General features: G+C 61.5%; 16 protein-coding genes. 3 read left to right on the plus strand and 13 right to left on the minus strand.

What is annotated here, in order from left to right; genetic code table 11:
* The first annotated feature begins 171 nt into the window (after positions 1-171).
* Positions 172-687, plus strand: coding sequence for a PAS domain-containing protein (locus ASF70_RS11510; RefSeq protein WP_062579790.1), 516 nt, complete (start codon positions 172-174; stop codon positions 685-687).
* Between the two features lie 10 nt (positions 688-697).
* Here the strand turns inward: ASF70_RS11510 and ASF70_RS11515 are convergent, their stop codons facing one another.
* A complete protein-coding gene (locus tag ASF70_RS11515) occupies positions 698-1,090 on the minus strand; it encodes a hypothetical protein (RefSeq protein ID WP_062453386.1) in 393 nt (130 codons plus the stop codon).
* A 221-nt stretch (positions 1,091-1,311) separates the two neighbouring features.
* Between ASF70_RS11515 and recO the strand changes: the two genes are divergently transcribed.
* The gene (gene recO, locus ASF70_RS11520) at positions 1,312-2,094 is read left to right on the plus strand and encodes a DNA repair protein RecO (protein WP_062579791.1); all 783 of its coding nucleotides are present in this window, start codon (positions 1,312-1,314) and stop codon (positions 2,092-2,094) included.
* Here recO and ASF70_RS11525 read toward each other — a convergent pair.
* Together ASF70_RS11525 and ASF70_RS11530 are read right to left on the minus strand one after the other, a co-directional pair.
* Positions 2,075-3,301, minus strand: coding sequence for an MFS transporter (locus ASF70_RS11525; RefSeq protein ID WP_062579793.1), 1,227 nt, complete (start codon positions 3,299-3,301; stop codon positions 2,075-2,077). The genes recO and ASF70_RS11525 overlap by 20 nt on opposite strands.
* 106 nt (positions 3,302-3,407) lie before the next feature.
* The gene (locus ASF70_RS11530) at positions 3,408-4,307 is read right to left on the minus strand and encodes a DMT family transporter (RefSeq protein WP_062579794.1); all 900 of its coding nucleotides are present in this window, start codon (positions 4,305-4,307) and stop codon (positions 3,408-3,410) included.
* Between the two features lie 278 nt (positions 4,308-4,585).
* Between ASF70_RS11530 and ASF70_RS11535 the strand changes: the two genes are divergently transcribed.
* Positions 4,586-4,837, plus strand: coding sequence for a hypothetical protein (locus tag ASF70_RS11535; protein ID WP_139283842.1), 252 nt, complete (start codon positions 4,586-4,588; stop codon positions 4,835-4,837).
* 63 nt (positions 4,838-4,900) lie between these two features.
* Here the strand turns inward: ASF70_RS11535 and ASF70_RS11540 are convergent, their stop codons facing one another.
* The 10 genes from ASF70_RS11540 to ASF70_RS11585 all read right to left on the minus strand — a co-directional run bounded on the left by ASF70_RS11540 (position 4,901) and on the right by ASF70_RS11585 (position 13,930).
* Entirely contained in the window at positions 4,901-5,746 is an 846-nt protein-coding gene (locus ASF70_RS11540; RefSeq protein WP_062579797.1) for an MOSC domain-containing protein, read from the minus strand.
* Between the two features lie 9 nt (positions 5,747-5,755).
* Positions 5,756-6,406 (minus strand): HD domain-containing protein, encoded by a 651-nt coding sequence (locus ASF70_RS11545; protein ID WP_062579798.1) that lies wholly within the window; start codon positions 6,404-6,406, stop codon positions 5,756-5,758.
* A gap of 9 nt (positions 6,407-6,415) precedes the next feature.
* Positions 6,416-9,184 (minus strand): DUF2339 domain-containing protein, encoded by a 2,769-nt coding sequence (locus ASF70_RS11550; protein ID WP_062579801.1) that lies wholly within the window; start codon positions 9,182-9,184, stop codon positions 6,416-6,418.
* Between the two features lie 82 nt (positions 9,185-9,266).
* Entirely contained in the window at positions 9,267-10,115 is an 849-nt protein-coding gene (locus ASF70_RS11555; RefSeq protein ID WP_062579803.1) for a mechanosensitive ion channel domain-containing protein, read from the minus strand.
* 98 nt (positions 10,116-10,213) lie between these two features.
* Positions 10,214-10,759 (minus strand): tyrosine phosphatase family protein, encoded by a 546-nt coding sequence (locus ASF70_RS11560; RefSeq protein ID WP_062579805.1) that lies wholly within the window; start codon positions 10,757-10,759, stop codon positions 10,214-10,216.
* A complete protein-coding gene (locus ASF70_RS11565) occupies positions 10,756-11,367 on the minus strand; it encodes an HD family hydrolase (RefSeq protein ID WP_200943538.1) in 612 nt (203 codons plus the stop codon). The genes ASF70_RS11560 and ASF70_RS11565 overlap by 4 nt, the downstream gene beginning before the upstream one ends.
* Positions 11,364-12,215, minus strand: coding sequence for a folate-binding protein YgfZ (locus ASF70_RS11570; protein ID WP_062579809.1), 852 nt, complete (start codon positions 12,213-12,215; stop codon positions 11,364-11,366). Before ASF70_RS11570 ends, ASF70_RS11565 begins: the two co-directional genes overlap by 4 nt.
* A 92-nt stretch (positions 12,216-12,307) precedes the next feature.
* Positions 12,308-13,036 (minus strand): hypothetical protein, encoded by a 729-nt coding sequence (locus ASF70_RS11575; protein ID WP_062579810.1) that lies wholly within the window; start codon positions 13,034-13,036, stop codon positions 12,308-12,310.
* Positions 13,037-13,098: 62 nt separating this feature from the next.
* Positions 13,099-13,356, minus strand: a complete 258-nt coding sequence (locus ASF70_RS11580) for a hypothetical protein (protein ID WP_062453374.1) — start codon at positions 13,354-13,356, stop codon at positions 13,099-13,101.
* A gap of 103 nt (positions 13,357-13,459) precedes the next feature.
* The gene (locus ASF70_RS11585; RefSeq protein ID WP_244474014.1) at positions 13,460-13,930 is read right to left on the minus strand and encodes a TIGR02301 family protein; all 471 of its coding nucleotides are present in this window, start codon (positions 13,928-13,930) and stop codon (positions 13,460-13,462) included.

The following is a 13,930-nucleotide window of genomic DNA, read 5'->3' on the forward strand; positions in this document are numbered from 1 at the left end:
CGGTCGTGCACGATGGCTGCAGAATCGCTCCATTGGACATTCCTGTCAGCCAAAGGGCGGTCGTGATTCGTTACGTAGAACCCCGTAGCAACTTGTCATCTATCAATGTACGCGATTGCTAACGCGATGGCGATGGTACAACTACGCGTCGTATTGGCATAGGGAGCGGACATGGCACGCGGAACGATCGCTTCTGACGAAGCGGATCAGGATTTCATCAACGCGGTGGGGTTCTACAGCTGGAATGTTGCAGAAAACCGCGTCTATGGTGACGACGTCATCGCCCATGTGTTTGGTCTCTCGATCGAGGACCTGTCGATCGGAATGCCGATCGACGTCCTGGTGCGCTACATCGACGAAGGCGACAAGCAGCGTGTGGCCAAGGCTATCCACATGGCGATCGTCGATGGTGCAGCCTACAATGCCGAATACAGCCTGACCCATCCGGATGGCCATAAGGTTAGCGTTCGCGCGAACGGGCGCTGTCTGCGCGATGTCGATGGGCTGCCTTCGATCTACAGCGGCACTGTCATCGTGCAGCCAGCGCTCGCCGAACCGATCCAGATCAGTGATCCGCTCGAGAGCCACTGCCGGGCAGCGCTGGATCTCGCTTCAGCGCGCGGCCATGCTCTGGCCGCGCGATATCTGTCTTCAGCACTCAACATGCTGACGCCGGATCTCGGCTGAGACGGAGATCTTACTTCTTGCGCTCCATCAGCGCCTTGACCTCTTCGAAGCGACGACGATTTTCGGGTTCCTGCTCACCCGGGCCGTAGCATGTCTTCGAGATGCAGAAGCGCAGCAGCGTGAATGGAGGTCCACCCTTGCCGAACTCGCAATCGATCTCGTTGGTGAAATCGGTCGGCTTGGCGTCCTGGCGGGTCGAATAGGTCAGACGTGCGCCCGGCGGATCGAGTTCCGGGAAGGACTGCACAATGCCGGTCTTGACGTCTGGAATGAGCAGGAAGTTCTTGGCAACCGCGACGCAGGCCTGTTCAAGCTGCGGCGACTGCGCGGCCGCAGGCGTTGGCAAGGCGAGGCCAAAGGGCATCGCGGCAATGATAGCGGTAGCGAGCAGGGCGTTTTTCATGTGATCTCCGGCAGCGTATTGCTCTTGGCTGTTCGGCGGAGAAATCCGCGGCGAAGGCAATTTGTTCCAGCCCGATCGAGAGATAAATCGAGGGAGGCGCGACAGCCACACCTAGACACCGACAGAGCCCGCAAACCGTGCCGGAAAGACGCAGAAACCGATTCAGTCCCAAGAGGTTATACGGTAGAACTGATCAACGCAGACAGGAAGTTCACCTATCGATGCAGTGGCAGGACGAGGCAATCATCATCGGCGTGAAACGCCACGGCGAGACGAGTGTCATCGCCGAACTGATGACGCGCGAACGTGGCCGCCATCTCGGCATCGTCCGTTCCGGCCGCTCGCGCGCGATGCAACCGGTGCTGCAGCCGGGAAACCGCGTGGAGGTGGTCTGGCGCGCGCGTCTCGACGAGCATCTCGGCGAATTCAAGCTCGAACCGCTGCAACTGCGTGCAGCAAAGCTGATGGAAACCGCAACGGCGGTCTACGGTGTCCAAGCGATGGGGGCTCTGCTTCGGCTGCTTCCCGAGCGTGATCCGCATCCGCACCTGTTCGAAGCTCTCGATATCATTCTCGATGCGATGGATGATCCGTCCGATGCGGGCGAACTCTTCGTCCGGTTCGAACTCGCGGTGCTGAACGATCTTGGTTTCGGACTGGATCTTTCGGAATGTGCGGCGACCGGCACACGCAGCGATCTTGTCTATGTGTCGCCGAAGTCCGGTCGCGCCGTGAGCCGCGATGCCGGCGCTCCCTATGCGGACCGCATGCTGGCCCTGCCGGATTTTCTGGGAGAGGGGGCATCCAGGACTGCTGACCGCGACGGCATGGCCGCGGCCTTCCGTCTGACCGGCCATTTCCTATCCCGGCATGTCTATGAACCGCGAGGAATGACCCAGAGTACCGCCCGCGACGGGTTTGTTCAGGCGGCGCTGAAGGCGCTGTCGAGAGCCCCTGACGATAAGACGCCGCAAGGATCAGGTATCATTCCGCCGGCTGCATGACCGGTTGGCGGTTCACCGTCTTTTCGCGAATGGGCCAGTGTACGGCCGCGGCAAACAGGCCGAACACAACGCCGAACCACCAGACCATGTCATAGGAACCGAGCCTGTCGTAAAGCGCGCCGCCCATCCAGACGCCGAGGAACGACCCCACTTGGTGCGACAGGAACACGAAACCGCCAAGCAGGCCCAGATGCCGCGTGCCGAACATGATCGCCACCAGTCCGTTGGTCGGCGGCACCGTGGACAGCCACAAGAGACCCATCACGGCGGCAAAGATGATGACCGAGGTCGGAGACTGCGGGAGCAGCAAAAACGCCGTGACGGCGATCGAGCGACCGATATAGATATAGGCGAGCAGATAGGGTTTCGAGTAGCGCTGCCCGATCACGCCGGCGCCAAGCGAGCCGATGATGTTGAAGAAACCGATCAGTGCCATGGCGATCACCGCATAGCGAGCCTCGATGCCGATATCGCGAAGATAGGCCGGAAAATGCGCGGTGATGAAAGCTACCTGAAAACCGCAGACGAAAAAGCCCGAGGTCAGCAACAGGTACGATTTGTGCCCGAAGGCTTCCCGCAGTGCCTGCGCCGCGGTCTGCTTGAACTCCGTCTGGTTCTGCGTGCCGGAGCTGGCATTGCCCCGGAGCGGGATGGCAAGCAGCGGAACAGCAAGCATCATCGCCGACATGATCATCAGACTGTCCGACCAGCCGTAGGCCGTGATCAGCGCCTGGCTGAGCGGCGCAAACAGAAACATCCCGGCAGAGCCGGCGGCAGTGCCGATCCCGAACGCGAAGGAGCGCTGTTCGGGCGTCACGTTGCGGGCAAAGGCTGACAGGATCGTGCCGAACGAACCGGCGCCGACGGCAAGCCCCACCATCAGGCCGCCGGACAGGTGCAGCATGGGAATTGATTGCGCGGACGACATCAGGAACAGTCCGCCCGCATAGAGGAGACCGGACAGGGCGAGCACGCGGCCGGTACCGTATTTGTCCGCTATCGCTCCGAAGATCGGCTGGCCAAGGCCCCAGGCGAGGTTCTGGATCGCCATCGCGAGCCCGAAAGTGGTGCGATCCCAGCCACGATCGGACAACATCGGCAGTTGGAAGAAGCCCATTGCCGAACGCGGGCCGAAGGTCAGCATCGCAACCAAGGCACCGGCCGTGATGATCAGCCAGGGCATCGATGCGCGCGCGGGGTTGGACATGCTTGCCTCCTGAAATCAGGCATTATCCATAGCCGCGCAGGTGTGAAATGGGAAACGACTTTTCCTGACGCGATGCATCACAACAGCTGATGCGACAAAGCCTTTTCTACAGCGCGCCGGGCGGCTCGATCGGGGGCGGTGGGACTTTGCCAAGCCGCGATTCGCGCCAGAGCGTGAAGGCGCCGGCGCTGATGACGATCGCACACCCGGCCACCATGTTGATGGTCATCATCTCGCCAAACAGCATCACACCGATCAGGCAGACGAGCACCGACTGTACGTAGAACATCGGCTGTACCGCGACGGCGTCGACGAGCGAGTAGGCGCGGATCAGCAGATAGTGCCCGGTCATGCCGGTAATGCAAAGCGTCAGCATCCAGAACCAGTCGGAGAGCGTGATGTGCGACCAGTAGAACGGACCGACCAGCGTGATCGCCGCAGCACCGGCAATACCCGTGTAGAAAAACGCGGTATCGGCCGTGTCGGTGCGGCTCGCGAGCCGGGTCAGCACCGAGTAGAGCGCAAACATCGTGGTGCCGATCAGCGGGATGACGATCCGGAAATCGAATGTTGCATGCAGCGGATTGATGATCATCAGGATGCCGGCAAAGCCGACGCCGATCGCGGTCCAGCGCCGCCACCCGACCTTCTCGCCAAGCAAGGGCACCGAAAGGCAGGCAACGAGCAGTGGCGTCGCAGCAAAGATCGTATGGGTGGCCGCAAGACCGACCTCGGCAAATGAGAAGATCGACAGCGCGATCTGGAAAACCAGAATGACCCCGCGGGCAATCTGCAGCCACAACCTGTTCGCGGACGCTGCACCTTTGACACCGCCGGACGAGCGACCGGCCACGATGAGCACGAAACCTGCGAAGGCCCAGTAGCGGATCATCGCCACGAAAATGGGAGGATAGGCGCCGCCCAGGTGTTTCGAGATGCCGTCCTGAACCGCGAAGATAATGACAGCAGTCAACGCGAAGAGAAGTCCCGTAGACCGAGATGTCATGATGGTGATCGATTCCAGTGCGGAGCGCGCAAGCGCCGCCGTGACGCCCTACGTTTGTGAGATCGGTGTTCTTGACCGGTTTTGACCTTTGTCAACAAACGCCGATTGGACATGTCTGCCATGCGGTGCCGTCAGAGGGAACCTTCAGATCCGAAAAAGGTATATGAGAAACTGCAAATAGTTCTGGAGACCTGCACTTGAGGTCTTCCCCGTACTGGCGACTGGAACATATGTTCTCAAGGTTGAGTTAGACTTGGGCAAGCAAATCAGGAGAAACGATGCTCACTGGGATGACGGAAGACCAGCGAAACGAATTTCTGGAGCGCATCACCGCGACCACGATTGCAAACCAGGCAATCCTGAAGTGTAGCATCAGCGGTTTTCCTTTGACGGCGGATAATGTTGTCGCCTTCGTTGGCGATTTTCTCGATCCGGAAAACCCGAACCTGCAGGAACTGATCGAAAAAATTGGTCACGCCATCGACGAGGTGCTGGATTGCCAGGGCCAGGCAATGCGCCTGGCGCGGTAAGCTCACGACAGTTCTCAAGTCCGGTAAGGGGACGCGGCCAGACAACAACATGGCCACTGTTCTTTACCGCTGCTTGATGGCCCACGCGCCGCGTGTCGAGACCACTTTCACGTCGTCACCAATTGCGATCATGCCGCCACCGCGCGGGACGGCGTTCCATCCGAACAGCGGGCCGGGAACACGCCGGTCGGCCGACATGCGCAGGCGACCGAGTGCCGGCATCGGGTTGGCGACATCCCGTGAACCGGTCACCTGATCCTGGGTGATCATGATGCAGCGGGCGCAGGGTTTGACGAGATCGAGACGAACGCCGCCGATCTCGATCGCCTCCCAATGGTCGTCGCCAAAGGCGTCCCCATCGTCGATGACGATGTTGGCGCGGAACCGGTCCATCCCGACGGCGCCTTCTCCATGCTTCTCCATGTCGGCATTGATCGCCTCGAGCGAGCCGGTGGTCGTGACCAGGACCTGGTATCCGTCGGCAAATGTGACCGGCGTATCGGGTCCTGCCCAGTCGTCGCTTGCGGTCCGCTTCGAACGTTCATCGAAGAAAACAAGCCGCACGTCGCAGCCCAGCCAGTCGCAAAGGGTCGAGTTGACATCCTTGTCGGCCAGCGCGGCGCTGACGATCGAATTCCAAACGACCACATCGGTACGCCGGTAACCCGGCGGCCGGGTGACGGTGATCTCGCCCTTGCTCTCCATCGAAAACCGGAACCCGTCCGTGTCGGGCAGGACCTGCAACTGCGCCATTTGTGGAAGATCGCGCTGGTTGACGAAATGCCCCCTGGTATCGACCAGCATCAAGCTGCGATCGCCGGGTATGCCCGTGGACGTCATCTGCGTCTCAGTCAGCGAAATGCCGCGGCCGCTCTTCAAGGGGTAGTAGTTGATCTCGCTGACATGCATGGCTTTTCCTCAAATTTCATCGAGAAAGAGGTCGAGAACACTTTTCAGACGCTGGTGTCGTTCGTTTGCCGCCTGCCGGCCGGCCTGCGTCTTGAAGCCGTCGGCGAGCGTGAACAGCTTCGTCTCGAAATGATCAATTGCAAACGTCCTGTCGTCCAGCGGTCGATGCTTGGCGAGAGGATCGGCCGGATCGTAAAGCGCGGAACCCATCCGCCCGGCAATGTAGAAACAGCGTGCCGCACCGATTATGCCGATTGCATCGAGCCGGTCGGCATCCTGCAGGATCTTCGCCTCGATCGTCTGCGGCTCGAGATTTGCCGAAAAACTGTGGGTGAGTATCGCATGGGAGACCGCATCGATCTCTGTATCGCTCCAACCCATCTCGCCCAAAATGCCCGCCGCCTTTTCCGCGGCAAGACGAGACGCCTGGTTCCGCAGCGGCGAGTTCTTTTCCACCGCAACGCAGTCATGCAGCAGCACCGCGGCTGCCAGCACCCGCCCGTCGCCGCCTTCGTGTTGATGAATGCGCATCGCGTTTTTGAAGACGCGGGCGATGTGAGCCAGATCGTGGCTTCCATCGTCGCCAGCACTGGCATGCGGAATGAGGCTTCTGGCCAGATCCTGGTGGGGCGAAAAGGCTTCTGCGAGTGACGCGGTCATGCTTGGTTTCTACGAGTGTTCGTGAGAATCGTCTGTATTAGATGTGTCGTTCTTGTTGACCAGAATCCGTTGATAGAAAAGCCCGATTCCGATCAGAACTGCCCCCAGCCCGATGAAGGACAGGGCCCGCATAATGCCTTCGAGATTGGCCATGTCGATCAGGAAGACCTTCGCCACGGACACCAGCACCAGCACTGCAGAAGCAAGCCGCAGGCTCTTGGCGTTCCATTTCGAGCCCGCTACCAGAAGGCCGATGCCGATCAGGAGCCAGACCACAGAATAGGCATAGGTTTCGGAAGCGAGAAAGCCCTTCCACTGGGCAATATTCTGGCCCTGGAAAAAGCGTCGAACCGAAAGCGTCGCCCAGAGAAAGCCGAGCAGGGCGCCCGAGACGGCGAGCATCGCCACATAGGGCGCTGGCCGCCGGCCGCGCGCCAAGTACGAGGTCAGTCCATAGGCGAGCGCCGGGAGAAGATAACCGAGCAGCAGAAGGTTGAGGACGGGCCAGGAGCCGGTGCTTTCCCCTGAAAAGAACGGATTGAGCGCAAACACATGCGCCGAGAGCACGTTCACCGTCGCGATCGCGCCCGCGATCATCGAGCCGTAGCGGAAGACGGGGCTCGGGCTCTTCAGGTCGAGCGTCATCAGAATGCCGGAGAAGCCGATCGTCAAGAGCGTGTAGATCGACTGCTCGCCAAGCGTCGGCGTACGGGCATCGAGCACGCCGCCATTCATCGCGTGGCGTATCAGCACGGCAAGTGTCAGCAGGGCTGCAAGCGATGCCAGTCCCTGCAAAACGTTGCGGACACGGACATCGGGTGATTTGCGCAGCATCCAGGCCGCAATGATCGCGAGCAGGGTCGGAACGCCGTAGCCCGGCAGGAGCGCATTGAAGAACGGCGTCGTGCCGAGACTGTCCGGCCCGACCAGCGTCGGCTGCCAGGCGATGCGACCGAACACGATCGCGATTGCCGCCGCCATCATCCAGGGCAGGGCAGCCCATGTCCGCACTCGCATCGCCATCAGATAGGCAAAGCCGAGACCGGAGAGAAGGATCGTCGTGACGATGCCGTTGGTGAGCGCGTGCAGTGCCAGCGTGAAGCCCGCGAAGGAGCCGAGCACAGCGATATTTGCCGGCCAATCGATGCCGTCGCCATCGCTTTCATCACGTCCGCGAAACAGCCACTCCGCCACCGCGAGCATCGCAAGTCCGATGCCGATGCCGTAGAGGCCGTGCGTCCAGTCGCGGAAAAAATTGCCGAAGTTCAGAAACGAGATGAACCCGATCGTGACCGGCATTGCCCCCATCATAAAGGACCAGAGTACCGAAAACGTCGGTTCCTCATGACGGAAGCGCCTGAGGAACCCGGCCCCGAGCAGCGTGAAGATGCCGCCGAGGAGCAGGAAGCCTGCAATCTCGTGGCCGAAAGCGGCAACGACAGGCGCGGTTGTGCCGGTCACCGGTTCGGGCATCACATAGGCGAGCAATGTCGACGCAACGGTCGCGATACCGGCAAGCGCGGCGAGCGCTGCAACCACGACCGTCCACACCCCGTAGCTGCGACTGCTGCCGACGGCGGCCAGCGCGCCGATCAGGGCGACGAAGACGAACAGCGGATGAAGAGAGCCCCCAGGCGTGGCGACCAGCATGACAAGCGCCGAAATCGCGACCGTGACTGATAACGACAGGGTGATCCGCAGCGGTGGCCTCTTCAGCAGCGCCCGCCAGCCGCCGCTTCCTGTCGAGCCGCGCGTATAAACGCGGCCGGGCCAGATGAGGATCGTTCCGGCAATCATCATGAGCAGCACCAGCGAAGGCGGCATCATGTCGATCGGCAGCGATTGTGACGTGTAGGCGAGAACCCAGAGGCCGATCCCGAAATTGGCGATCATTGGCACCACGGTCCAGCGGCGGATGCGCGAGGCGGCGTTCAATGCCAGCCAGCTCACGCCGAGAAACAGGAACAACGCGTTGACGTCTGGGTCGTCGGTCGTCACCAGAAGCGGCGTGATCAGCGAGCCAAGCAGGCCAAGCCCGGCCAGCGTCTGCCCGTGCAGCAGCGACAGCGCGATTGTTGCTAACGAAATCAGGGCCATCAGCATGAAGGCGGTGCCGGAGCCGATGAAATCGTAAAAGGCGTAGGCCGCGAAGGACGCGCCCAGCAGCGTGATGCTGCCGGCGGCCGTCAGCGCACCGGGGATCATCGCATTGGCGTAGAGCTCCGACATCTTGGGCATTGCCCGACGGCGCACCAGCTCGCCGGCGGCGATTAGCACCAAGCCGAACATCGCTGCCAGCGACAGACGGGCACCGGGGCCGAGCAGACCGGCTTCGATCGAATAGCGGACAAGGAAGATGCCGCCAAAGGCGAGTGCCACGCCACCCACCCAGACCGGCCAGCGAGCACCGAGATAGCTTTCCAGATTTTCACGGCGGAAGCGCGGAGCGGGCGCGGGGAGCGGTGGTGTTTCGGCTGCCTGATCGGACGTCCTCACCTCGGGCGCCGTGATCTCTGCCAGAACTTCGGTCTTCGATGGTTCTGCTGCAGCCTTTGCAAGGTCCGTGTCTTCGACCATGTCAGCCGCGGCTTCGGTGCGGATATCGGCAAGTGCCGTCTCGGGCGACACGACCACCTCGGAAGTGACGGGAACGCCGGTCAGCAGGCGCGCCCGGACATCCGAAAGTTCTTTCTCCAGCGAAGCGACCCGGCCCGACAGCTTTCGCTGCGAGACGACGAGGGAGAGAATGAGAACGATCAGCAGAAGCTGGAGGATCATATGCTAGCGGGCTCGGTTGAGAAGGTCAGCGGACGTTATACCATTGGTCCGCAAAGAAAAGCCGATCTCCCCGTCGATACCGTTATGGGATGTATGACGCCGGACCCTCGTCCTGCGCATCGGCCGGCACCTCTTCCTCGACCACCTTGTCGAAGGCAAGCTTGACGGCCTTGGTCATGTCTCGGCTGACCGCCCACCACTGGGCGCTCTTGATCCAGTAGCGCAGTGTCAGCTTGGCGCTGCCGGCATCGAAATCCGCAAGATAGGTGGTCGGTGCCGGGTTGCTCTCCACCCGCGTTTCCGCCTTGGCGATCGACTTGAGCTTGGCTTCGGCCTCGTCGAGGCTCTGGTCGGCCGACAGCGTCACCGAGATCTCGTGCCGGCGCGTGTGCAGGCGCGAATAGTTTGTGATCGGCACGTTCCAAAGCGTCGAATTCGGCGCCAGGCGATAAACGCCTTCGGCGGTGCGAAGCTCGGTTGCAAACAGGCCGACATCGACGATCGTGCCGCTGACATTGCCAGTCTCGATCGATTCGCCGACGCGGAACGGGCGCAGAACCAGAAGCATGATGCCGGCTGCGATATTCTGCAGCGTGCCCTGCAGGGCAAGACCGACCGCGAGGCCGATCGCGCCCAGTGCCGCAAGGACCGATGCCGTCTGGACGCCGAACTGGCCGAGCACCATCACCACGACGATGATCAGCACCGCGTAACGGATGATGTTGGAGAAGAACTGCGCCAGCGTTGCGTCGATGCCGTTCACCCGCGACAGACCGTTGTGCGCCCAGCGACTGAGCAGGCGGGCGGCGGCCCATCCGACGATCAGAAGAAGAATGGCGCCGATGACCGAGAATGAATACTGGATGCCGAGGGCTGTGAGCTGTGAGAGTGCCGTACGAGTTGCGACGACGAAAGCCGATGCCTGTTCCATTCGGGGCCTGATCCTTTGCTGTAAAGAGGAGGCTAATTGGCGCGGGTGACTGTCAGGTCAAGGCAAACGGAGCGACGTTTCTCACCCGCCGCAGGGGATCAGGACGCGCGGTTTTCGATTTCGGCCTGTGCCGTAACAGGCAGCACGAACGAGGCCCGACCATCCGTTTCAGCGCCGCGCCCGATCCGCTTGATCGCCTGCACAAGCCGTCCGTCACGCTGCAAAAGACGGTCGCCGATCTCAATCAGCCTTGTATTCGGCGTCGCATGCGGCGCGACCTTGCGCAGCCTTGTCGCCAGCTCGACCTCGTCCTGTTCAGGATAAAGTGCCAGCGACGCGATGACGGCCGCTGCCGGAGAGCGGGACACGCCCATCCAGCAATGCACGACGAGCGGTGCGGACTGGTCCCAGTCTTTGACGAAAGCGATCAGCTGCTCCACATGCGCCTCGCTCGGCGCAATCAGAGTGCCGGTGCCGGCAAAGCCGATATCGTTCATCTTGAGTTTCAGGTGGCGCGCGGCGGCAATCACGGCAGGCCGGTGGAAATCCTGCTTTTCGGCAATCAGGCTCACCATTTCACGGGCGCCGTGGCGGACCGAGAGTTCAGCGATCTTGTCGAGCGGACAGACGATGATCCGGCTCATGCCGTCACACCGCGATCGGCTTCAAGCGCATGAAAGCGCTCGAGAAAGCGCGCCTGAGCATCCAGCGCCGGCATCGGCTTCAGTTCCAGCATGTCTCGGGTTATGCCACGCGGCACGCCGAAGAATTTCTGGGCTTCGGTGACGGAAAACCCGGCAAGCTCGGTCGCTTCGAAAAACGCGGCAACGGTGTCGGCTTTCTTGATCATCACCTTCAGCTCCTTGGTCGGATGCGGCGGGAGACCGTAGCGGATGTGGATCGCTGCCTCGAGCCGCAATTCGACCGCCTTGTAACCGCCGCCGACCACCGACTTGAAGGGCGAGATCATGTCGCCGATGACGTATTCGGGTGCGTCATGCAACAGCGCCATCGCCATCGCCTCGCTGGAGGCATCGGGATTGGTGCGAGAGAAGATCTGCTCAACGATGAGGCTGTGCTGCGCCACCGAAAACGCGTGGTCGCCTTTGGTCTGGCCGTTCCAGCGCGCAACGCGGGCAAGCCCGTGGGCGATATCGGCAATCTCGACATCGAGCGGAGAGGGGTCCAGCAGGTCGAGCCGACGGCCGGAAAGCATCCGCTGCCAGGCCCGCATGGATTTCGATCCGCTCACGGCTCGGCCTCTTGCGTCGCTGTCGGGAACGACAGGTCGGTCCATTCCGGCAGCGAGAGAAGGACGGTCACATCGCCCGCCGTCAGGGGAATACCATTGGCGATCGCATCGCCGACCCGGTCGATCCGCACGATTGCAAGCCCCTTGTTACCCAAGACGGATCCGAGCGTGCCGACCGGCTTGCCACCGGCCATGATGTCCGTGCCTGAGACGGGCAGGGCAGTCTCGCTTGTGACGAGCGCGACACGCCGCCGTGCCGTGCCACGGTGCTGCATGCGAGAGACGACTTCCTGCCCGACATAGCAACCCTTGCGGAACGACAGCCCGTCGGTCTTGTCGAGGAGAACGTCGTGCGGAAAGGCATCCTGCAGGGCATAGTCGAAGCCGGAAGCCGGAATGCCGGACGCGACCCGCAGCGTCTCGTACTCGGCTTCCGACGCGTCGATCGCGATGCCCTCGGGCTTTCCCGGATATCGCGACAAAGTCACGCCGGCTTTGGCAAACGCCGCATCCGCCGCGCCAGTAACCGAACCGTCGCCCCAGGTTACCGTCACGCCATCGGCATCGTCGGCTGCAATCGTCACGGCCGCCCGCAGCTTGTACATGGTGAGACGGCGCATCAGCGCGTCGCGCTGGGCGGCATCGGTCTCGATCAGGAAATCGTCGCCGTCACGGGAGATCATGAAGTCGAACAGGATCTTGCCCTGCGGCGTCAAAAGCGCGCCGGGACGGGCCGTCCGTTCAGGAAGGGATTCGATATCTGTCGTGATCAGGCTGTGGAGAAACTCGCGTGCATCGACACCGGAAACCCGGATCAGCTGGCGCGAGGAAAGATGGACGGCGGGCATGGCGGAAGGTCCGATTGTTGAGCCGGAAAGTCGAACCCGACAGGTAAGCCCTCCCGACCGCGCGAACAAGTGCAGTCGCGGTGCCGCAAGCTTCAGTCGCCGCCGGTAAAGAACTTCCACTGGCCGTCGGGCGACAGGCCTATGCGGTAGAAATTATAGGCGTCGTTTTCTTCCATGCCGATCATATCGCCGGCCGTGACGATCCGCAGCAGGTCGACGCGCTCGGGTGGGGTGAGGGCAGAGATCGACTTGCCGGCGAAATACGGCCAGACGTAAACCTCTTCCGGCTGCCCCGCCTCGAGCCTCACGGCGCTGGCGGAGAGAAGGTCCATGACGATCGCCAGGATTTCCTGGCCGTCTGGATCGCCGGAAAAGTTCTTCAGCGCGCCGACCGGATCGTCGCCCTGATAGTCCATAACCTGGGTCTGGTTCGGGCCGGGATTGGTCAGCGGCTTCAGCCGTTCGATATCGCCGGAGGCTGCGGCCTCGATCAAGGCGGCGCGCATTTTCTTGACAGGCTCCGGCAGCGTGGTCATGTCGCGGATGACGTCGGCCTGGATCGTGTCGGTCGCCGCAGCCGTTGGCTGGCCGGCGGCGGGTGCAGCGGGCGCTGCTACGGGCGCCTGGGCTGACCCGGTCGCCGGCACTTGCGGGCCCTCGAAAGCCTGCATGACGCCGGACGATGGCTTGCTGCCGCCTGTTTCACTCTGCGCTGTGGTGCTCAGCGCCAGCGCGGAAGCCGGTGCCATAACCTGCAAGCCGCAAAAACATGTTGCGGCAAGCGCCAGACGCAGACCGTTGAAGTTTGTCATGATATGCATTCCGGCCGCCTTCCGAAGGGGAATTCTCGGCTTTTCTTGATGCCTGATAAGGATGTGCGAGATTACTGAACGATCCGTTCCGGCGAAAACTCTCCGGCCAGCATGCGGTTCTTCAGCGAATCCAGCAGTGCTTCGGCGCCGGTTTCGCCCAGCAGGCGGATCGTCTCGCGAATGGCACAGGCCATCGCGACATCAGCAATGATTTCAGCCTCGATGCCATCGGCACGGCCATCGGCCCAGGCTTCATTCTGATATTCCAACGCAGCCTGCATCTTCTCGTGGACGATCATGTCATCGATTTCGTTGCGGCCTGTCTGCATACTCTTGATCCTCGGTACCCGTATCAATTACTGACCCATTAAGAACTTTATCAGCCTTTTATCAAAACGACACGGCTTGAGGTCAAAAGAGGTAAATAAACCGCTAATTTCCGTAGCGACTGGCTATTTCGGCGGCAAGTGTTGCGCCTTCGGCACGGTAGAGTTCCTCAGCCATGCGTGCGGGTTCATTGCAGGACGTGTGAACCGCGGCAAACGAGCGGTAGCCGCGGTTGTAGGCGGCGGTCAAGCGTTCCCGCCGTTTAGGCTCGCTGGCGGTGTCAGAATCCAGCAATTTCTGCATGGATCCGCGCCAATCGTCACTGGTTGCACCGCAAAGCGACCGCAAATAAGTGACCGATCCCAGCACTTCCGCAAGCCGCATCATCTGCGAATCATACGGAGCCGGTTTTGATTCGGTTTCCGTCTGTGGCGCGGCCGTTGTCGCAGACGGCGCCTGCTTCGACGGTGCTTTCTGCGACTGGGCGCCAGCCGGCGCGGCGGCACAACTCAGCGCGATCGCAGCAACGATCGCGAATCGGTGGGAAGACGTGAGGAAAGACATCAGGCGGTGCAT

Source organism: Rhizobium sp. Leaf321, from assembly GCF_001423215.1.
Lineage (GTDB): Bacteria > Pseudomonadota > Alphaproteobacteria > Rhizobiales > Rhizobiaceae > Neorhizobium > Neorhizobium soli.